Origin of the sequence: Bosea sp. 685, assembly GCF_031884435.1 — a bacterium.
Lineage (GTDB): Bacteria > Pseudomonadota > Alphaproteobacteria > Rhizobiales > Beijerinckiaceae > Allobosea.
The window spans coordinates 44,802-63,922 of the sequence record NZ_CP134778.1; the positions used below are offsets into that span (position 1 = coordinate 44,802).

The following is a 19,121-nucleotide window of genomic DNA, read 5'->3' on the forward strand; positions in this document are numbered from 1 at the left end:
GGTCGCTCAATCCGGCTTGTTCTCTTTCGCCCACTCTCCCCAGTACGCGACCTCTTTCGCCACGTCGGCTGCAAAATTCTGCGGGTTGGAATCCTTGATCGGAACCGCGCCAATGAACTGGATCTGGGAGGCGAACTCGGGGCTGTCACTGATCTTGTCGAGTGCTTCCATAAGCCGTTTGACCACGGCCGGAGGCAGTCCGGCTGGACCGGCGACGCCGAACCAGGCCGAGATATCGAAAGCCTTGCCGCCGGCCTCCTCGATCGTTGCCAGGTCCGGGAAGGTTACCGATCGCTCGGGCGCCAGTACCGCCAGCGCCCGAAGCGAGCCGGCCTTGATGTACTCGGCGACCGTCGACTCGGTGAAGAACCCAACCTGGATCGTGCCCGTGAGCAAATCCGTGATCGGCTGTGCGCCGCCCGGATAGGTAACGAACGTCATCTGGGTTCCGTACAACTTGCCGAAAATCGTGCCCCCGATATGGGAAGTCGTACCCAACGTACCGCCGTAGTTCAGCTCCTTAGGGCGCGCCTTGGCGTATGCGACCAGTTCCGCGACCGTCTTGGCGGGGAAGTTGGAGTTCACCACAAGGACCGCGCGCTGTTTCGCCATTTTGCGAAGGAGCGTGAAGCTGCTCAGCTGGTCGTAGGCGACCTTCGGATAGAAGACCTTAGCTCGCGTCTGCGTCGCTTCCACGCTCATCAGGAGCGTGTATCCGTCGGGAGCTGCCTTGCTGACGTTCAGGGCGCCAATGGTACCGCCGGCGCCGCCTGTGTTTTCGACAATGACCTGCTTGCCGAGTTGCTCGCCCAAGTTCTTTGCGATGATACGCGCGAGGACGTCCGTCTGTCCGCCTGCGGGATATCCCACGACGAGTCTGACGGGCCGGGTTGGATAATCGGGCTCGGCCGCTGAGGCGAAACCGGTGACGATCATCGAGGCGAACGCTGCGCAGACCAGAAGCTTTTTCATTGACAAGCCCTTCCCCTTTTATGCGTTGGGGTCAGAGTTGCCCAAAGGCATCAAGTCGTCAATAAGCATCATGTTGCCAAATTGGGCTTGTGTTGCCCAAATATGTGTCGACGCCGCAAAGGGCGGGCCATCAAAGGGAGCGGACCATGTTTCGGGGAATCTTGATCGACAAGGACGACAAGGGTCAGCGCGTATCGGTGACGGATCTGTCCGAGGATCGCCTCCCGGCCGGCGACGTCACGGTTCGGGTCGAGGCCAGCACCATCAACTACAAGGACGCCCTCGCGATCACGGGCAAAGGCCCGATCGTCCGCAGCTTCCCGATGGTGCCAGGCATCGACTTCGCCGGCGTCGTCGAACACAGCGATCATCCTGAGTTCGCGCCCGGTGATCGCGTTCTTCTGAATGGATGGGGCGTGGGCGAACAGCATTGGGGCGGGCTGGCAGAGCGTGCGCGCGTGCGCGGCGAATGGTTGATCCGGCTACCCGAGGCCCTGACCGCCAAGCAGGCCATGGCCATCGGAACGGCTGGCTATACCGCGATGCTCTGCATCATGGCCCTCGAGCGTTTCGGGTTGGAGCCTGGACGCGGCGAGGTCCTCGTGACCGGGGCGAGCGGGGGCGTCGGAAGCATCGCAGTGGCGCTCCTAAACGGCCTGGGTTACCGGGTCGTCGCGTCGACGGGACGGATGTTGGAGGAGGCCTACCTCAAGGACCTGGGCGCCGCCGAGGTCATCGATAGGAGCACGCTCTCCGAGCCGGGCAAGCCGCTGCAACGGGAGCGCTGGGCTGCGGTGGTCGATTCCGTCGGCAGTCATACGCTCGCAAACGCCTGCGCGAGCACCAAGGCGGACGGCGCAGTCGCTGCCTGTGGCATGGCGCAAGGGCTGGACCTGCCGACGTCGGTCGCGCCCTTCATCCTCCGCGGCGTGGCTCTGCTGGGGATCAACAGCGTGACCCGTCCAATCGCGGAGCGCGTCGAGGCATGGCGGCGGCTGTCGGAGAACCTGGATGCGCTCAAGCTCGAGACGGTCACGCGCACGATCCAGCTTGCCGAAGTGGCCGACGTTGCCGAGCAGTTGATGGCAGGGCAAGTCCGAGGGCGCGTGGTCATCGACCTGGAGGCCGGGGGCTAACGCGAATTTGCAACGCGTGACCGAAGCGCCGAACAACCGAAACGCATCGGGTCCGATCAAGGCGAGAGGCTCGATACCCGTGCTGCTGCGTTCCGGTCCCGGCGCGATGGGTACCGGCAGGATCGTGCGGACCGTCCATTCGACAATGGGCTCGCATATGGAACGATTTGTTGCTTTGAAGCTCCTGTTATCCGTAATCTGATAGATAGAGCATCCCAACTTCCGGGACGCGGGCGGTAGGTGGCGGACTGCCGCTTGGGGCCACCGCTCCCGGCGAAGGCGCTAAAGGCTACCGCTGCCGCTAGGAGCATGGGCTGATGGTCCTGACCGGGGTCGCTCTGCGGCGGCACGCAACACCTATCGCATGGAGCGCCTCTACCGGTTGACGCCGGAGCCCGGCGAGAGCGGTGGCCAGTGCAGCTAGCATCGGCCGCGTGCGGCGGCTGATGCTAGCTGCAGGACCGTTGATGCCTGGGTGTCCTACTTGGCTTCGCAGGCAAGAACGATCTTCCAGCCCATTGGCTAAACGTCCTAACCCTTGACGAGGTCCGCAATAGTCACTGGCATCGGTGTTGTCGGCCGACCGATGAGGGTACTCAACTGTCGGCTCTCGTCGAACAATGCACCGTTGGCAGCGCAAATCTCGGTGTCGGCGAGAAGGGCTGAGAACTGCTCTGGAACACCGAAGCCGACTAGAGCCGTTTGATACTCGTTTTGCGTCATGTTGCGATAAGCCACGGGCTTACCGGCGGCTTCGGAAATCGCCGTGGCGAGCTGGCTCAGGGTGAATGCTTCATCGCCGACCAGTTCGTAGATTCGCCCGCCCTGATCATCGGCAGAGGCGAGCACAGCGGCGGCCGCCTCGGCATAGTCCGCCCGCGAAGCCGCTGCGATGCGACCTTCCCCGGCGCAACCCAGGACGACACCGTGTGCCAAGGCGGCGGGGATCGAAGGCGCCCAGTTCTCGCTGTAGTAGCCATTCCGGAGCAGGGTGAACGGAACCCCGGAGGCCTGCAGGGCGATCTCCGTGAGTTTGTGCTCGACGGCCAGTTTCATGATGGACGTATCGGCGTGTAGGAAGCTGGTGTAGGCGATCAGTTTGACGCCTGCCTGTTTGGCGGCCGTGATGACGTTCTGGTGATGTGCCCCGCGCTGACCGACCTCGCTGGAGGAAATCAGCAGGAGCCTATCGATACCGGCAAAGGCCGCAGCGAGGCTGGCGGGCTGGGCATAATCGGCCACGCGGGTCTCAATTCCCCGGGCATGCAGTCCTTGGGCAGCCTCGCTTCCGGCGTCCCGGACTCCTGCTACGATCTGCGAAGCGGGTACGCTGCGCAGCAAGACTGCGATGACGAGTTGTCCGAGTTGGCCTGTGGCACCGGTCACGAAGAGGCGCTGATGAGCATCTAATGGCATGAGATCGACTTCTCGCTGGTTCCTTCGGGAGAGAAGGTTACTATCCGAGACCGCGATGCTGCGTAAGGAGGCAGTTTTTTGGGAATGGGTTACGTGGAAGGAACCATCGAATGAGTTCGGCTGACCTGTTGGGCATGTTCGCGTTGTGGCAGGCCACCAATGTCGATGCTTCGACTTGCCCGGCGCGAGACGTGCTGGATCGCATTGGCGACAAATGGTCGTCACTGATCCTGCTTACCCTTGCCGTGGGGGCGCTCCGGTTTAGCGCCCTGAACCGGGCCGTGCCCGACATCTCCAAGCGGATGCTCACACAGACCCTGCGGGATTTGGAGCGGGACGGGTTCATCACGCGCCATGTCTTTCCAACCAAACCGCCGAGTGTGGAATACCGCCTCGCGCCCCTGGGGCGATCGGTGGTGGAACCGCTCGTTGCTCTGGTCGGCTGGGCACAAACTCACCACGGCGCCATTCGAGAGGCGCGCCAGCAGTTCGACACCAATGCTCAGAACGCTTGATTTTCGATTGGTCGATCGTGCAGCAGGATCGTCCGCTTCGGCGGGCTTCTACCGGTTGGTGCGCGAACATCGACTTCTGCCCCACCCGGCAATCACCTTAGTGATACGACCGAGCCCGTGATGCACGATCAACACCAGAAAACGAGACGGCAGCAAGCGCACGGCCGCTCACAGGTACAAACCCTATATTGAAAGGTGTCGACCGGCGAGGAACCCAAACACCATGGCTGGACCAAGTGTGCTGCCCGCGCCCGGATAGCTACCGCCAAGCACGCTGGCCATATCGTTGCCGACTGCATAGAGACCCTCGACCGGTCGCTCCGCCTTGTCCAGCACTCGGGCGTGGGCATCGACCTTCAGCCCGGCGAACGTACCCAGGTCCCCGATTTCCAGACGCACGGCGTAGTATGGCGGCTGTCGAAGCGGCGCCAGGCATGGGTTGGGGCCGTGCGAGGGATCGCCCATAAACTTGTTGTAAGCCGTGCTTCCGCGTCCGAACTCTGGGTCTTGCCCGACCTCTGCCTGCGCATTGAAGCGATCTATCGTCTCGCGGAATGGGTTCGGGTCGAGACCCAGATGCGCTGCGAGCTCCTCCGGAGTGCGACCTCGTTTGAGATAGCCGGAGCGCAGGTGGGGGCCGAGCGGCAAGGGCCACGGCTTGGCGTAGCCGAGGCCATATTTCCGTATCGCCCGATGGTCGCAGACAAGGTAGGCCATCACCGGCATGCCGGGCGGGGTCGCAGCCACCATGGCAGGAACGAACGCGTGATAGGCTTCCGCCTCGTTGACGAAACGGCGGCCGCTGCGATCGACGGCGATGAACCCTGGCTTTTGCCGATCCACGAGATGCGGGAATACCGATCTGTCCCGTTCCGAAATTACGGACACCGGCACCCAGGCGGCCGCATGGGCTAGATCGGAACGAACATGGCCGCCCGCGGCCTCGCCCAGGCGCAAGCCATCGCCCTGGTTGCCCGCCGGGGCGGGGGAGGCGTGTCGGCTTCCGGTGCGAACGTGCGGAAATAGACGTCGCTGCAGTGCCTCGTCATGCGGGAACCCCCCGCATGCGAGAACGATGCCCCGCCGGGCCTCGACGCGCACCTGTACGCCGTCATGCTCGATCGAGGCCTCGGGCGCGCCGGCACCGACCGAGAGCTCCCTGACGGCGGCGCGCCGCCAGATTCGGACGTCGAGCCTCAGCAGGGTCCTCAGCAGCCGTGCGGCCAGCGCGTTTCCGTTCGTCAGGCGGGTCCCGTAGCCGTAACGGATCCTGTCCAGCTGATGGCGCGCCATGACGCGGGCGACATAGAGCGCGGAGCGAGCGGATCGCGACGCCCTCAGGAAGTGCCAGAGCTCGTCGCCCGAGGCCAGGGTCATTCCTCCGAGCGTCATTTGCCGCAACGGTTCCCTCAACATCGGGCGTGCCTCACCGAGTTCCCGACTATCGAAAGGCTCGGTCAGCAGCGTGCGCCCGACACCCGCACCGGGACGATCGGGGTGGTAGTCGGGAAACTTGGTCGAGCTGACGAAACGCACGTCGGTGTGCGCGTGGAAGAATGAGACCATCTCGGGTCCGGCAGCGAGGAATGCATCGAGCACCGGCTGATCTATATGGTTCCCGGCGAGGCTCTCGACATAGCGCCGCGCATCATCGACGTCGTCCTCCACACCTGCCGCCCGTGCCAGAGGGTTGGCCGGAACCCACAGCCCCCCGCCGGAAAGCGCGGTGGTCCCGCCGATGCGATCGGTCTTCTCGACCAGCAGGACGTCCAGGCCGGCAAGTCTCGCGGTCACCGCCGCGGCCATGCCTCCCGCCCCGGAACCGACCACGAGCACGTCACAGACGTGCCGTTCGGCGCCTGGGTGACCGGCATGGGACGGTGAAGTCGACGACATGCCCATTTGTCCTTGCGTATCCATGCGTCATCTGCCCGACGAGCGGGAGTACACGAACGAGTCGTAGGGGAGCTCCGCGATCCGCTGATAGAGGAGCATGTCGCCCCTCAGGGCGTTGATGCTGGCGTAAAGTTTGGCGAACTTGGGGTTCTTGGCCGAGAGTTCGTCATAGAGCTTCATCGTCTCGTTGTAGCAGGCGTCGAGGATCTCCTTCGAGAACAGGCGCAGCTGGACGCCGGTACCCACCAGCCGCTTCAGCGCGGCTCCATTGCGTGCGTCGAGCTGGGCTAGCATCCGGTTGTTGGCTTCGTGGCAAGCCGAGGTAAGCGCGGCCTGGTAAGAGGCGGGAAGATCGTTCCAGCGCTTCAGGTTGACGAAGAAATGCAGCATGGGGCCGCCTTCCCACCAGCCGGGCGAGTAGTAGTATTTAGCCACCCTGGCGAAGCCGAGCTTCTCGTCGTCGTAGGCGCCGGACCATTCCACGGCGTCGATCGTACCTCTCTCCGGAGCGGCATAGATGTCGCCGCCTGCAATCTGCTGGGGCACGACGCCTAGGCGCGAAAGGATCTGGCCTCCCATCGCCCCGATCCTCATCTTCAGACCCTTGAGATCGTCCAGCGTGGCGATCTCCTTCCGGAACCAGCCTCCCATTTGCGCGCCGGTATTGCCGCAGGGATGACCCCATAGGTTGAAGCCGGAATAGAACTCGTTCATGAGGTTCAGGCCTCCACCCTCGAACGTCCACGCCTGCAGCTGGCGAGCGTTGAAGATGAAGGGTAGGCCCGATCCTACGGCGAAGCTCAGATCCTTCCCCAAGCCGTAGAAGCTCACGGAATGGCAGCACTCGACAGTGTCGTTCGAGACGGCATCCAGAGCCTCAAGCCCTCCGACGATCTCGCCTGGGGCGAAGACCTGCAGCTCCAACCCGCCTTCGGTCAGTTCGGAGACGCGCTTCGCAAGAAAGACACCTGCCCCGAAGCTGGTGTCCAAGCTTTTTGGGAAGCTCGATACCATGCGCCATTTCAGTTTGGGCCGGCCTTGCGCGAACGCGGGCCGCGCCATCACGGATGCGGCAGCGACGCCCGCTGCGGCTGTAAGGATTTCGCGCCTCTTCATGTCAGTTCCTCCTCAAGTTGGTTCATCTCCGGCGGATGCACCTCTATCCCCGGATAATCATTCACCGAGGTACGCCGCTCGCAGGCGTTCGTCGCCCAACAGCGCTGTCGCGGTATCCGCCTGCGTGATCCGTCCGGTCTCGATGACATAGCCTCGGGCAGCAATGCGTAGTGCGGCCACGGCATTTTGCTCCACCAGGAGGATGGCCATGCCGTCGCGCGTGAGCTGGCCTACGATGTCGAGAATGTTATCGACTAGGTTAGGGGCGAGTCCCATCGACGGCTCGTCAAGCATCAGGACCCGAGGAGAGGACATCAGGGCCCGCCCGATGGCGAGCATCTGTTGCTGCCCCCCCGACAAGCTGCCCGCCGCTGCATGGCGTTTTTCAGCGAGCGCCGGGAACAGATCGAAGACGCTGTCCCTCTTCCGCGAGACGGCGCCGCTCCGGTCCAGATAGGCTCCCAGCCGCAGATTGTCCTCGACCGAGAGGGGCCCGAAGACTTGGCGGCCCTCGGGCACATGGGCGAGCCCGCGGGCAACGCGCTGATGGGCCGGCATGTGCCGGATCGGCTCGCCGTCCAGCCGGATATCCCCCGCCGTCAGCGGCTGAAGGCCAGAGATCGCGCGCAGCAGCGTCGTCTTGCCGGCGCCGTTGGAACCCACGAGGGCAACGAGTTCGGCCTTGTCGACGCGCAGCGACAGGTCATGGAGAACCTGGATTGGGCCATAGCCGCCCGACGCGCCGTAAACCTCAAGCACGGGCTGCGTCCTCTGCACCTATGCGACCGAGATAAGCTTCGATGACCGCTTCGTTGGCACGGATGTCGGTTGGAGTTCCCCTCGCGATCACGCGCCCTCGATCGAGCACGACGATGCGATCGGAGATCGACATGACGAGGCGCATGTCGTGCTCGACGAGGACCACGGCCCGGCCGTCGTCGGCAAGCGATCTGATGAGAGCGGCCAGCTCGCGTGTCTCCGCCGGGTTGCATCCCGCGGCAGGCTCATCGAGCATGAGAACCTGCGGTTCGGTCGCAAGCGCCCTGGCGATCTCAAGGCGCCTGAGGGCGCCGTAGGGCAGGGTTCCTGCCATTGCCGACATCTGCGCTTCTAAGCCTACGCGACGGACTAGCTCTGCCGCCCGCGATTTGCTGGCCTCGTATTGTCTCGCTACGCTCGGAACGCGCAGCAGGTCGCCCAGAAAGCTATGGCGTTCCTTCAGATGACGGCCGACCAACACGTTATCGAGCAAGCTCATTTCCGTGAAGACCTGCAAATTCTGGAAGGTCCGGGACAGCCCCATGCCTGCGAGGCGATGGGGTGGAAGTCCGTCGATGTCCCGGCCGTTGAGCTCCACGTGACCGCTCGACGGCCGATAGAGTCCCGAGACGACATTGAAAAGCGTCGTCTTTCCGGCCCCGTTGGGACCGATTATGGCCAGAACTTCGCCGGCAATCGCATCGAAACCTACCTCGTTCAGGGCCTTCACCCCGCCAAAGGCGATCGAAACGTCGTGGGCGCGCAAGATGCTCATCGCGTCCGCCGTCTCGTGAGGGCGGCAATCGCCGGCACGACACCGCCTGGCAGGAAGATCATGACCACGACGACGATCGCGCCCAGGACGAGGGTTTCGTAGTCCTGCATGACGGTCAGCATCTGCGGCAGGAGCACCAGCATGGCCGAACCTACGATTGCGCCGACCACGGAATGAACGCCGCCCAGGACCGACATGGTGACCATCTCGACCGACTGCAGGAAACTTGACTGGTCGGGTGTGACGAAGCCGTTGGAGAGGCCCAGAAGCGACCCGGCGCAGGAGGCATAGATGGCGGCGAGGACGAAGGCGCGCAGCTTCATTCGGCTGACGTCGATGCCCATCACGCTGGCAGCAACCTCGCTGTCGCGGAGGGCGCGAAAGGCTCGGCCTGTCGTGGTGCCATCAAGGTTCAGCACGAGCCAGCCACCGATCAGCAAGCTGACCGCGCTGATCCAGTACCAGGCCGCGGGCTGCCGGAGATTCACGCCGAAGACCACAGGTCGTTGCACCTGCATCCCATCGGGTCCACCGGTCCAGCCGGCCTCGTTGGTCAACACCATGCTGATGAGGAAGCCGAGGCCAAGGGTCGCGATGGCAAGATAATGTCCCTTCAAGCGCAGGATCGGCCGGCCGACAACGAAGGCGAGAGCGCCCGAAATGAACGCGCCGACGAATGGGGTCACGAGCGGCGACACGCCGAAATGGGTCGGGAGGATCGCGGCGCTGTAGGCGCCGATGCCGAAGAAGCCGGCCTGTCCGAGGCTGACCTGACCCGCCTGCCCGATAAGCACCGTCAACCCCAGCGTGGCGAGCGCGAAGATCCAGACGAGGGTGGCGATCCGGAGAAAATATGCGTTCGGCAAAAGCCAACCCAACAGGACGATGACGCCGGCCAGGGCGGCGACGACGAAGTGACGGTCGCTGAGGCGGTAGGGCATTTGGCTCACACGCGATTGATGCTGCGCCGGCCAAGCAGCCCGTTGGGGGCGAGCAGGAGCACGGCGAAGGTGGCGAGAAACGCGATCGCATCCTTGTAGGCGGAGCTGAGATACCCGGCCGCAAGCGCCTCGGCGAGGCCGAGCAGCAGGCCGCCCGCGACGGCGCCGAGAGGACTGCCCATCCCGCCCAGCATTGCAGCTGCGAAGCCCTTCAGCGCGAGCATCGTGCCGACGTCGTAGCTGGTCAGGGTGATCGGCGTAACGAGGATGCCCGCGATCGCGCCGATCGCGGCAGACCCGCCGAAGGCGATCAGCATGATGCGCCGCAGGTCGATTCCGACCAACTGGGCCGCGAGCCGGTTGGCTGCCGTGGCCAGCAGCGCCTTGCCGACCAGCGTACGTTCCAGCATGAGCCAGAAGACCAGCGATGCCGCAGCCATCCCGCCAATGACGAGGAAGGCCTGCGACTGCACGGCCGCGCCCATGATCATGACCGGCTCCTCGGTGAGGAACGGCTTCAGGCCATGGAACTGCTTGCCGAACAGGATCTGCGCGCAGCCGCGCAGGAAGATCGAGACGCCGATGGTGATGATGATGATCGTCACGGGCGACGCGCGTCCCGCCGGCGCGACGGCGAAGACGTAGATCGCGATGCCGACCATGATCGCCACGGCCACCGCGCCGGCTGCTGCCGCCTCGAGCGGCAGGCCGTAGGCGGTGAGGGCAACCGTGACCATGCCCCCGATCATCACGAATTCGCCTTGCGCGAAGTTCACGATTCCGGAGCAGTTGTAGATCAGCGTGAATCCCAGGGCGACCAGCGCATAGACCGCCCCGATCGTTATGCCCGTCGCGAGATACTGTAGCAGTTCAGCCATGACGCTTGCCCGATCCGCGTGCCAGGTGAGAGTGCGATCCGGCCGCGACGCCGGTTTCGGTTCGGAGCGACCTGCCTAGTTGGCGAGCGTCCAATCACCGTTCTTGATGACGATCATCTTGAATGCCGAGGGCTCAAGGCCAAGATGGTCCTTCGGGGTGAAGGTGAAGACACCGCCCGTGCCGACGAATTCCTTCGTCGTCTCGATTGCGTCGCGAAGCTTTTCGGGATCGAGGGATTTTGCGCGTTTGGCGGCATCCGCCACGATCATCAACGCGTCATAGGCATGTCCCCCGAAGGTCGAGACCGGTTGCCCGGTGGCCGTCTCGTAGGTCTGCTTGTAAGCCATCACGACGGGCTTCTGGACGTCCGAAGCGGGAAGCTGCCCCGCGATCAACAAGGCCGCCGATGGGAGACGAACGCCTTCGGCGGAGGCACCGGTCAACTCGATGAAACTCTTCGAGGCCACGCCGTGGCTCTGATACAGAGCGATATTTGAGAAACCGAGCTGGGCGAAGTTGCGTGTGACGATGGCAGGGCTTTGGCCTGCGCCAGCATTGAGGACGGCCTGCAGGCCAGGGACCGCCTTTATCTTTGCCAGCTGAGCCGTCATGTCGCTGTCGCGCGCACCGTACTTCTCATCGGCGACGATCTGAACGCCGAACCTGGGCGCGACGGCGACGCATTGGTCGCGCATCGACTGGCCGAGCCCGTCGCTGCCGGAGATCAGGCCGACCTTCGACAGTCCGCGTGCCTTCATGTCCTCGAAGATCCGCTCGCAAGCCATCTTGTCGGTGTGCGGAACCTTGAAGACGAACTTGTGCACCGGTTCGATGATGCTGATGCCGCTGGCAAGCGAGATGAATGGGACGCCACGCTCCTCGAACACGGGAAGCATCGCCATGGAAGCGCCGGTCGTGGTTCCGCCGATCATCGCGGCGATCTTGCCGTCGTCCAGGAGGCGGGTCGCAAAGGTCCGCGCCTTGTTGGCATCGCTGCCGTCGTCGTAGATCACGAGCTTGATCTGCTTGCCGAGCAGACCCCCTTCGGCGTTGAGCTTGTCGACATAGATCCGCAGGGTCTTTTCCTCGGGCTCTCCAAGGAAAGCGGCCGCACCGGTGACCGACAGCACTGCGCCGATTGTCACGGTGTCTTGAGCTAGAGCCGGAACCGAAGCTACCGACAACAGCCCCGCTAGAGCGAGTGCTCGCATGTTTCCCTCCCTGAAGAACCGGTTCGATCGCCGGATTAATTAGTGGCAGTTAAGACGTTCGGGCCGGCCGCAATGTCCCCCTTCTGAGGGGACGTTTTCTTGGCCGGCTACGCGCTATCGGCGATCCTGGGTCGCTGGGAGTCGAAGCAGCGAACGTAGGTCCCTGACCAAGAGGAGGTCCCGCTTCGTGATCGAGAGCACTAGGGACGGTTACCGGATACCGACGTTCGCCACTTACTCACCACCCTCGGACGGAGAAGCGCAAACCCGCCACCCGGTCGTGGTCGTTGGAGGTGGATTGTGCGGGCTCACGCTGGCATGCGATCTGGCGGCCCGCGGGCAGCCTGTCGTCCTATTGGACGAGGACGACACCGTGGGCGTCCGGGGCTCGGCCTCGCGCGGCATCGTGTATGCGCAAAAGAGCCTCGAGATATTCGACCGGCTTGGCGTTTTCGATCGTATCGCGTCGAAGGGGATCGCCTGGTCGATCGGACGGTCTCTGGTCGAGGACGAGGTCGTCTACTCCTTCGACGCCGCCCGGGGGAATCTGTCCTGCCAGCCGCCCTTCCTCAACATTCAGCAGTTCTATGTGGAATGGTTTCTTGCCGAGCGACTGCACGGACATCCGCTGGCCGACGTCCGCTGGGGCAACAGGCTGACCGGGGTGCGCGTGAACGACGATTTCGTCACGCTGGAGGTCGAATGGTCGGGAGGCCGCTACGAGATCGAGGCCGACTGGGTGGTCGATTGCGGGGGACTGAACAGCACGCTGCGTAACGGTCTCGCCTTGCCGACCTATCCTGCGAAAGGCACCGAGCGATGGCTGATCTGCGACGTGCGATTTGCCGACGCGCTTCCCAACGAAAGATGGACCTGGATCCGCACGCGTGCCAACGACGGGCGCGCCGTGTGGCGCCACCCGATGGCTGACGGGATTTGGCGGATCGACTTTCAACTCGATGCCGGCGACGATACGGAGCCGAGCGAGGAAACCTGTCGCGCTCTGCTACGGCGGTTGCTCGGTCCCGACGTCGCCTTCGATCTCATATGGTATGGCCCTTGGGCCTCGCGGACCCATCTGCTCGACAACTTCCGCCGGGATCGCATCCTCTTTGCAGGCGACAGCGCCCACGTCTTTCCGCCATTCGGCGCCCGCGGTGGCAATAGTGGCATACAGGATGCCGACAACCTCGGCTGGAAACTTGCGCTTGTACTGGCTGGACTGGCTCCTGCGCGACTGCTCGACAGCTATGACCTCGAGCGCCGGGCGGCCGCCGTTCACAACACCAGGGTCGCATCCCGCAGTCTGAGCTTCGTCTCGCCAGCCACCGCTCAGGAACGCCTAATCCAGGAACAGGTCATAGCGTTGGCGCGCCGCTATCCTTTTGCGCGATCTCTCGTGAACACGGGCAGGCTGTCGGAGGCTTTCACGTATCCGCGCTCCGACTTTGTCGCAGACGGCGGGGGAGCGTCGGTGCCCAACGCGGCCTTCGTTTGCGGGGACGGCAGGGCGGGCACGCTCGTCGACATCGTGGGGGGAATTCCGAGCTTCGTTCTGCTCACGCGTGATGGTGCGCCACCGGCGGCCGTGGACCCGCTGTTAAGGGTGTTCACCGTCGGACCTGGCGAGGAAGCCGACATCAGGGATCCGGCGGGGGACCTCGGCGGACTGCTGGGTCTTGCCGGGCACGAGGGGGTTCTTGTCAGGCCGGATCTACACGTTGCTGGTTATCTCGACGACGTGGGGGCCGAAAACGTTGCCGTGCTGTTGGGGAGAGCGCTTGGCGCGCGGGCGCCCGGCATTGCCGAGGAACTTCCCAATGAACCTTGAAACGATCGCGATTCCAGATCCTGACGACTTCTACGAGGCCCTCTGCCGAGAGCATGGAGGGAAGACCCTTGAAGAGAGCGCCGCATTGAACATCAGGCTCGTCTTCTTGTTGGCAAACCAGATCAAGGATCGGAGCGTCTTGGTCGAGTGCCTAAAGGCAGCTGGTGAGTCCGGGAGCCGAAAGTCCTAGGCAGGTGGACCGGCCTGTCCACGACTCCAGATCATGCTCTTTGCGTTGGATCTGGATCCCCCTCGGCGACCTTGCTGGTCGCGTTGGCGCGGGTTTGATCATGGATGCGCTTAGCCATTTCGGGCGAGACGCCCCGAATGCGGGCTGCGCTCCTCTAGTTCATGCGAATTTGAATTGGCGGCACTGGGTCCGGCTTGGCGACCTGGGGTTCCTTCGTGCTCGGCCTGCCATGCTCAATGCAGGGCGTTGGCGGCGCGTCGGCGACTAGGACGCGCCCTTTTGCCGCGTCGTTGGCCGCAGCAGCGTGCAACCCTTGGAGTGGGCGTTTGATAAAATGCCCTGCCTAGGAACCCAGGGACCGGGCATCGACGGTCTACATCGGCGGTTTCCGAGTGACGTTGCATCACCTTTGCAAGCGCCTCGCCATGGATCGCCGGCCGCAGGCAGATCATAACTGCGACCGCATTGAAACTGCAAAGCTCACCATTTGGAAACGAAGCTCCTGCATCGTGAAGATTAGCAGGAACATACCCATGATCTTCTCGCGGCTTGCAAATGCGCTCCGGCGGCGGAACGCACCCCCACCACCAAGAGCGAGTTCCGAGGACGAGCCCTTCCGACAGATGGCCGAATGCAGCGCCGACATGATCCTCCGCCTAGGTCCGGATCATCGCCCGCGCTACATTTCGCCCTCTTGCGAAGCGATCATGGGCTGGTCGCCCGAGGAACTGATGGGCAGCGGTCCGGAGAAGGTCATCGTTGCCGAGGACTTGCATATCTTTTTCGAGGCAGTCGAAGCTCTGATGGCCGGAAAGGAGCTTGGCGGCGTCGATACGTTCAGATTTCATCACAAAGACGGACGGATACTTTGGGGAGAGGCCAGCAGGCGACTCTTGCGCGACCCGGCGACCGGCAAGTTGGGCGATATGGTCGTCATAATACGCGACGTGACTGAGCGGAAAGAGCTTGAAGAGAAGCTTTCCCGCATGGCTCTCGTCGATGTGTTGACGGGTCTTTCGAACCGCCGGGCCTTCGACGAGAAGCTCGACGCGGCTTGGCAGCAAATCCTCAGGAACGCTGGCCACATGTCGCTGCTACTCATCGACATCGACCATTTCAAGAGCTTCAACGACCAGTACGGACACCAAGTTGGCGATGACGCCCTACGCGCTGTCGCCGCTGCGCTGACCGGAGCTTTCCAAGGCGAGCCATGTACATTGGCTCGATATGGCGGCGAGGAGATCGCGGTGATCCTACCGGAAGTCGGCGCGCGGGGCGCCGCGTCGCTAGCGGAGCGCGCCCGGATTTCGATCGAGGCTCTTGGCATACCTCACGCAGGGAACATCGCCGGCGGGCTGGTGGTGACCATCAGCACAGGGGCCGCGACCGCCATGGCCCGAGCGGGAGGAACGGCGCGGATGCCCGAAGGTCTGCTCGCGGCCGCAGACATGGCTCTGTACAAGGCCAAACATATGGGCCGAAACAGAGTTGAAACGTCCCTTCTGCTTGCACCTGAAGGCGAACCGCAACCGCTCCAATGATCGCGCTTCGAAGGCGCGCGTCGCGATCGATACTGCGCTCATAGCCCGTCCACTCCGAGCGTCGCACACCGCCCGCGTCGTCTTTAGTTTGGCCCTGCCGGCGGCGGACGGCGCAGCTTCGCGCTACGGCCTGAGCATTCGTTGACCGTCGCCGCTGGCTGTCCGCTCAGGCCGATGCCAAGGTTTCAGGATGTACGGTCTTCCATAAAGCCTTGTCCCGTTCGGGCGTCCAGATCTGCGGGTGCTTCAGACCCCGAAGCTCGTCGTATGCCCGAGCCACGCCGAACGGTAGGATGTGATCGTAGACCGGCCAGTCGCCGTAGAGCGGGGTGATGCGCTCGCGCGCCAATTGGTAGCATCCCGGGAGGTCTGCCCCCCTATCAAGGCCTAGCTGTACGGTGCGCAGCAGCGTTACGAGGAAGTTCTTGTGGCTGTCAACGGCGTCGCTCACCGCCTGAAGCGTCGTGAGCGGGGCTCCGCGTCCCGGCACAAGGACCTTGGGAGAGAACGCCCGCAAACGCTCCAGCGTGTCGAGCCAGTCGTGGATGTAGGCGTCGCCGCAATAGATGCCCGTGCGGTTTTCGATGAGGTCGCCGCCGAAGAGAACGCCGCAGTCGGGGATCCAGCAGATGGAGTCGCCTGCGGTATGGCCCTTGCCGATATGCGTCAGGTGAATATGGCGTCGACCGACCCTGAGAGTCACTTCCTCGTCGAACAGGATATGGGGCTGGGTCAGACCGGGTATTTCCTCGAAGCCCTCGAAAAGCCGGGGCATGCGCTGCATCTCAGCCTCGAAGTCGCCCTGGCCGCGCTCGGTCAAGAGGGCGCCAGTGGCCTTGCTCGCCACGATGGCGGCATCGCCGAAGGCGGAGGCTCCCATGGCGCGCACGGCGTGGTAGTGGGTCAGGAACGCGTATCGTATCGGCTTGTCCGTGACGGTGCGTATGTCGGTGATCCATGCCCGCGCGGCCATCGGTGTCGCGCGAGTGTCGATGACGACGACATACTCGTCGCCCACCACGAAGCCGCAGTTGGGATCGTGCTGGCTTACATAGCCGTAGACGCCTTCGGCGAATTCGACGATCCGGGCCGTTTGGTTGGCGATGTCGGCTGTTGAGGCGAAGGCGACCATGACATTTCCTGTTCGTTGAGTTCGTCGCGTCGTTAAATGAAAAATTCCGGTCAGCCTGCAAACCCGTGCCTTCGGCTCCAGTCCCGGATGACTTCAAGGCACTCCCGAAGCAGCTCGGGTTGTCCGACGTAATAATGCGTGGCGCCTTTGATCACGACAAATTCCTTGTCCGCTGTGCCGAGGGCGTCGCGCACGATCGGATTATGCGTCGCCGGCACTGCATCGTCCGCGCTGTTTTCGATCTGCAGAACCGGAGTTCGGCGGATGCGGGATGCGTTGCGTGCCGCCGTCACGTGAGATCGGGTGAGGGACCACTGCGACAGCCAGGATCGAAGCGTCGAGAAACGGGCGAGGCCAGCCGGGGCTGAGTTGGCGATCCGGGGATCGCCGAGATAGGTCCACCCGGGACGCCGATCGTTGGGATCGAGCGTCGGGTCGAGCCAACGCACGTCGCACATCGTCCTGTGCACGACGAAAGCGCGCTCTCGCTCCCCGTCGTTCCGTTCGCGGAGCCGGGCGAGGGTGTCGACGGCCCAGGAAGTGATCCTGCCGTTGCGCTGCCGCTGCCGTTCACGGAAGGCCGCGACGAAGTCCGGTGAGAACGGTGGTCCATTCCGGAAGCCCTCCCGGTAGATGTCGAACTCGGGGTCGCGAGCGTCGGGATCGTTTTCTTCGATGACTGACGGATCAAGCCATTCGGTGAGCGTTTCGGCACGGCTGAGATGGGCGGCAATGAAGATCACCCCGTCTGCGGGCGTGAGGTCGGCACGCGTCAGGTCGTAAGGGTCGCCTGCCGGCGTCTCTGTGACCATGGGAGCCTCCGCCTCGGCTTGATAGAACAACGACAACGAGCCGCCTCCCGACCAGCCGACGAGCACGACCTTGCGATACTTCAGCTCATCCTTCGCGTAGCGGATATAGGCCCCCAAATCATAGGCTACCTTCTCCATGATCAAGGCGCTGTCGTTCTTCGCGTATCTGCTCCCGGCGCAGAGCACATGGATGCCCGCAGCCGCTAGGGCGGCCGGAATCGGCAATAGCTGCAGGGTCGAAGTGGGATGCATCAGCAGGAAGAGGGTATCCGAGGGGCAGTTTCTCGGCAGAAGGTGCTGTCCTTCAAGCACGACTTCGCCCTGATTGCCCGAGAACCCGTAGGTCTCGACCATGGCCAGCTTTTCCGGGAACCGTATGATGACCGGGATCCTGTCCCAGCTGGCCGCCGGCACCGCAATAGTTTGCATCGCAATCTCGTGGTTGATGGTTGGTGCCGGACGCGATCTGCGTCACGGGTCATCTTGGAGCCGGATCGAAGCTCGCGTCCGGCGCAGTGAGACTAGGCCCTCGCGGCGGCGCCCAGTCTTTTTTCCTTGAAACGGCTCCACGCTGCGATCTGGTCATGGGCGGTTCGCCTGGCCTCCTCGATGACGCCCGGCTGTTCGGTTCGCGTCGTCACCTCCAGGCGCAGGCCATTGGGATCGAAGAAATAGATCGACTGGATGAAGTCGTGATCGACGAGACCCTTCACGTCGATGCCCTTGGCCTGCAGGCGCGCCTTCATGGCGAGGACGTCGTCTACCGTCGGGACCTCGACCGCGAAATGCATGACCCAGTCGGGAGTGTTCGGGGAGGGTTGTGGCATCGCGTTCTCGCACAGGTCGAAGAAAGCGATGTAGGACCCGTCACGCATCTCGAAGAACATGTGGGCGTAGGGCTTCTCCTCGCCGGTGCTCGGCACCTTGTCGGCCTGCATGAAGTTGACGAGCGGGAGCCCGAGCAAGTCCTCATAAAACGCGCGGGTTTCCTCTGCGTCCCTGCAGGGGAATGAGAAGTGATACAGGCCCTTGATCGGCGGAAGGTCTGACATGCGGCTGCTCCTCTGGAGTGACTGGAAGCAGTCTGCCGTGGCCGCGGCACCGGATATGTCCTCCTTTCTCAGGGACAGGATTCGCCACAGGCGGTCCCTCGCCACGTCTCCTAGCGATCAGGGCCGTGGGGAGGGACCCTCATTCATCGAAAGTCGGCGTTCGTTTGAGGCCTCGCTCGTAAATCTCCTGCAGCTCACGCCGTGTCGAGATGTTCAGCTTATGGAACGCTCGCTTCTTGTAGGTAATGACGCTGCTCAGCTCGAGGGACACCTTGTTGGCGATCTCCTTGATCGCATCGCCGCGCAAGATCCCTGCACAGACCTCGGCCTCCCGGACGCTAAGACGGGGATCGGCAGCCCGGAGCGTGCGCTCGGTCGCGGCGTGCGAGGGCTTCAACGCGAGGGCCTCCAGCCGCAGGAGGCGATCGTGACTGCCGACGCAAGTGGCGACTGCTTTCGCCACCCGGTGGAAGCGTTCGAGCTCATCGTCCGCGAAACAACCGCTCGCCTCCCGACGATAGATGTTGAGGAAGATGACGTCCTTGTCGCGCGGGATGCAGGTCGAGATCCGTTCGATGACCCGGGGGTGGAGGTAGCAGATGCTTCTATAATCGCGATCAGGAATGTTCGACCAAGACTGACGTAGCGTGACGCTTTCCCCAGCCGGGACGCGAATGTCCATCATGGGATCGCGCCGCCAATACTCGTTGGCGTACCGCAAGGAGAGGCCGACCGGGCTCGTGTGATTGGCTCCAACGCCATCGGCGCAGATCAGGTCTACTCGACCAGCATCCGACTTGACGAAGGCTGAGAACATGTCCGCCTGGGCGACATGGCGAAGGCAGGCGAAAGCGCTTGCAGGGAACGTCTCGCGACCAATATCCGCAATGACGCCCAAGCACCCTTCATCCAAAACGCTTCCTGATTGAAACAAGGTCACGATTCCC

The 19,121-nt window shown here is 63.2% G+C and carries 18 protein-coding genes; 5 read left to right on the forward strand and 13 right to left on the reverse strand.

The genetic code is table 11. The features are described from left to right. Positions 1 to 6: 6 nt before the first annotated feature. The gene (locus RMR04_RS00240) at positions 7 to 972 is read right to left on the reverse strand and encodes a Bug family tripartite tricarboxylate transporter substrate binding protein (protein WP_311909408.1); all 966 of its coding nucleotides are present in this window, start codon (positions 970 to 972) and stop codon (positions 7 to 9) included. Between the two features lie 146 nt (positions 973 to 1,118). Between RMR04_RS00240 and RMR04_RS00245 the strand changes: the two genes are divergently transcribed. Beyond that, a complete protein-coding gene (locus RMR04_RS00245) occupies positions 1,119 to 2,108 on the forward strand; it encodes an acrylyl-CoA reductase (NADPH) (protein WP_311909409.1) in 990 nt (329 codons plus the stop codon). Positions 2,109 to 2,639: 531 nt separating this feature from the next. Here the strand turns inward: RMR04_RS00245 and RMR04_RS00250 are convergent. After that, positions 2,640 to 3,524 (reverse strand): SDR family oxidoreductase, encoded by an 885-nt coding sequence (locus RMR04_RS00250; protein WP_311909410.1) that lies wholly within the window; start codon positions 3,522 to 3,524, stop codon positions 2,640 to 2,642. Between the two features lie 110 nt (positions 3,525 to 3,634). Between RMR04_RS00250 and RMR04_RS00255 the strand changes: the two genes are divergently transcribed. After that, a complete protein-coding gene (locus tag RMR04_RS00255) occupies positions 3,635 to 4,039 on the forward strand; it encodes a winged helix-turn-helix transcriptional regulator (RefSeq protein WP_311909411.1) in 405 nt (134 codons plus the stop codon). Between the two features lie 183 nt (positions 4,040 to 4,222). On the opposite strand, the gene RMR04_RS00260 is transcribed toward RMR04_RS00255, so the two are convergent. From RMR04_RS00260 to RMR04_RS00290, 7 genes are all read right to left on the reverse strand, one after another. Beyond that, positions 4,223 to 5,935 (reverse strand): FAD-dependent oxidoreductase, encoded by a 1,713-nt coding sequence (locus RMR04_RS00260; RefSeq protein WP_311909462.1) that lies wholly within the window; start codon positions 5,933 to 5,935, stop codon positions 4,223 to 4,225. Positions 5,936 to 5,962: 27 nt separating this feature from the next. After that, positions 5,963 to 7,051 (reverse strand): TRAP transporter substrate-binding protein, encoded by a 1,089-nt coding sequence (locus tag RMR04_RS00265; protein ID WP_311909412.1) that lies wholly within the window; start codon positions 7,049 to 7,051, stop codon positions 5,963 to 5,965. Between the two features lie 57 nt (positions 7,052 to 7,108). Next, the gene (locus RMR04_RS00270) at positions 7,109 to 7,810 is read right to left on the reverse strand and encodes an ABC transporter ATP-binding protein (protein WP_311909413.1); all 702 of its coding nucleotides are present in this window, start codon (positions 7,808 to 7,810) and stop codon (positions 7,109 to 7,111) included. Further along, a complete protein-coding gene (locus tag RMR04_RS00275) occupies positions 7,803 to 8,585 on the reverse strand; it encodes an ABC transporter ATP-binding protein (protein WP_311909414.1) in 783 nt (260 codons plus the stop codon). Before RMR04_RS00275 ends, RMR04_RS00270 begins: the two co-directional genes overlap by 8 nt. Further along, positions 8,582 to 9,526 carry a branched-chain amino acid ABC transporter permease gene (locus tag RMR04_RS00280; protein ID WP_311909415.1) on the reverse strand — a complete coding sequence of 315 codons (945 nt, stop codon included), beginning with the start codon at positions 9,524 to 9,526 and terminating at the stop codon, positions 8,582 to 8,584. The genes RMR04_RS00275 and RMR04_RS00280 overlap by 4 nt, the downstream gene beginning before the upstream one ends. Before the next feature lie 5 nt (positions 9,527 to 9,531). Beyond that, on the reverse strand, positions 9,532 to 10,404 hold the full coding sequence (locus RMR04_RS00285; protein ID WP_311909416.1) for a branched-chain amino acid ABC transporter permease: 873 nt from the start codon (positions 10,402 to 10,404) through the stop codon (positions 9,532 to 9,534). Positions 10,405 to 10,479: 75 nt separating this feature from the next. Beyond that, positions 10,480 to 11,616 carry an ABC transporter substrate-binding protein gene (locus tag RMR04_RS00290; protein WP_311909417.1) on the reverse strand — a complete coding sequence of 379 codons (1,137 nt, stop codon included), beginning with the start codon at positions 11,614 to 11,616 and terminating at the stop codon, positions 10,480 to 10,482. Positions 11,617 to 11,803: 187 nt separating this feature from the next. Between RMR04_RS00290 and RMR04_RS00295 the strand changes: the two genes are divergently transcribed. The 3 genes from RMR04_RS00295 (at position 11,804) to RMR04_RS00305 (ending at position 15,178) form a co-directional block, all read left to right on the forward strand. Continuing rightward, positions 11,804 to 13,447: an FAD-dependent oxidoreductase gene (locus tag RMR04_RS00295; RefSeq protein WP_311909418.1), complete on the forward strand. Its 1,644-nt coding sequence runs from the start codon at positions 11,804 to 11,806 to the stop codon at positions 13,445 to 13,447. Further along, on the forward strand, positions 13,437 to 13,637 hold the full coding sequence (locus RMR04_RS00300; RefSeq protein ID WP_311909419.1) for a DUF2783 domain-containing protein: 201 nt from the start codon (positions 13,437 to 13,439) through the stop codon (positions 13,635 to 13,637). The genes RMR04_RS00295 and RMR04_RS00300 overlap by 11 nt, the downstream gene beginning before the upstream one ends. 623 nt (positions 13,638 to 14,260) lie before the next feature. Then, positions 14,261 to 15,178 carry a GGDEF domain-containing protein gene (locus RMR04_RS00305; RefSeq protein WP_311909420.1) on the forward strand — a complete coding sequence of 306 codons (918 nt, stop codon included), beginning with the start codon at positions 14,261 to 14,263 and terminating at the stop codon, positions 15,176 to 15,178. A gap of 166 nt (positions 15,179 to 15,344) precedes the next feature. Here the strand turns inward: RMR04_RS00305 and RMR04_RS00310 are convergent, their stop codons facing one another. The 4 genes from RMR04_RS00310 to RMR04_RS00325 all read right to left on the reverse strand — a co-directional run bounded on the left by RMR04_RS00310 (position 15,345) and on the right by RMR04_RS00325 (position 19,114). Then, positions 15,345 to 16,310, reverse strand: a complete 966-nt coding sequence (locus tag RMR04_RS00310) for an MBL fold metallo-hydrolase (protein WP_311909421.1) — start codon at positions 16,308 to 16,310, stop codon at positions 15,345 to 15,347. 50 nt (positions 16,311 to 16,360) lie between these two features. Then, on the reverse strand, positions 16,361 to 17,551 hold the full coding sequence (locus RMR04_RS00315; RefSeq protein ID WP_311909422.1) for an alpha/beta hydrolase family protein: 1,191 nt from the start codon (positions 17,549 to 17,551) through the stop codon (positions 16,361 to 16,363). A 92-nt stretch (positions 17,552 to 17,643) separates the two neighbouring features. Further along, the gene (locus tag RMR04_RS00320) at positions 17,644 to 18,174 is read right to left on the reverse strand and encodes a VOC family protein (RefSeq protein WP_311909423.1); all 531 of its coding nucleotides are present in this window, start codon (positions 18,172 to 18,174) and stop codon (positions 17,644 to 17,646) included. Positions 18,175 to 18,313: 139 nt separating this feature from the next. Continuing rightward, positions 18,314 to 19,114 (reverse strand): helix-turn-helix transcriptional regulator, encoded by an 801-nt coding sequence (locus RMR04_RS00325; RefSeq protein WP_311909424.1) that lies wholly within the window; start codon positions 19,112 to 19,114, stop codon positions 18,314 to 18,316. Between the last annotated feature and the right edge of the window lie 7 nt (positions 19,115 to 19,121).

Coding starts and splice junctions, on each gene's coding strand:
- RMR04_RS00260 (WP_311909462.1), bottom strand. CDS start 5,935: ATGTCGTCGACTTCACCGTCCCATGCCGGTCACCCAGGCGCCGAACGG.
- RMR04_RS00250 (WP_311909410.1), bottom strand. CDS start 3,524: ATGCCATTAGATGCTCATCAGCGCCTCTTCGTGACCGGTGCCACAGGC.
- RMR04_RS00240 (WP_311909408.1), bottom strand. CDS start 972: ATGAAAAAGCTTCTGGTCTGCGCAGCGTTCGCCTCGATGATCGTCACC.
- RMR04_RS00310 (WP_311909421.1), bottom strand. CDS start 16,310: ATGGTCGCCTTCGCCTCAACAGCCGACATCGCCAACCAAACGGCCCGG.
- RMR04_RS00245 (WP_311909409.1), top strand. CDS start 1,119: ATGTTTCGGGGAATCTTGATCGACAAGGACGACAAGGGTCAGCGCGTA.
- RMR04_RS00280 (WP_311909415.1), bottom strand. CDS start 9,526: ATGCCCTACCGCCTCAGCGACCGTCACTTCGTCGTCGCCGCCCTGGCC.
- RMR04_RS00290 (WP_311909417.1), bottom strand. CDS start 11,616: ATGCGAGCACTCGCTCTAGCGGGGCTGTTGTCGGTAGCTTCGGTTCCG.
- RMR04_RS00320 (WP_311909423.1), bottom strand. CDS start 18,174: ATGTCAGACCTTCCGCCGATCAAGGGCCTGTATCACTTCTCATTCCCC.
- RMR04_RS00255 (WP_311909411.1), top strand. CDS start 3,635: ATGAGTTCGGCTGACCTGTTGGGCATGTTCGCGTTGTGGCAGGCCACC.
- RMR04_RS00305 (WP_311909420.1), top strand. CDS start 14,261: ATGGCCGAATGCAGCGCCGACATGATCCTCCGCCTAGGTCCGGATCAT.
- RMR04_RS00300 (WP_311909419.1), top strand. CDS start 13,437: ATGAACCTTGAAACGATCGCGATTCCAGATCCTGACGACTTCTACGAG.
- RMR04_RS00265 (WP_311909412.1), bottom strand. CDS start 7,051: ATGAAGAGGCGCGAAATCCTTACAGCCGCAGCGGGCGTCGCTGCCGCA.
- RMR04_RS00275 (WP_311909414.1), bottom strand. CDS start 8,585: ATGAGCATCTTGCGCGCCCACGACGTTTCGATCGCCTTTGGCGGGGTG.
- RMR04_RS00315 (WP_311909422.1), bottom strand. CDS start 17,551: ATGCAAACTATTGCGGTGCCGGCGGCCAGCTGGGACAGGATCCCGGTC.
- RMR04_RS00285 (WP_311909416.1), bottom strand. CDS start 10,404: ATGGCTGAACTGCTACAGTATCTCGCGACGGGCATAACGATCGGGGCG.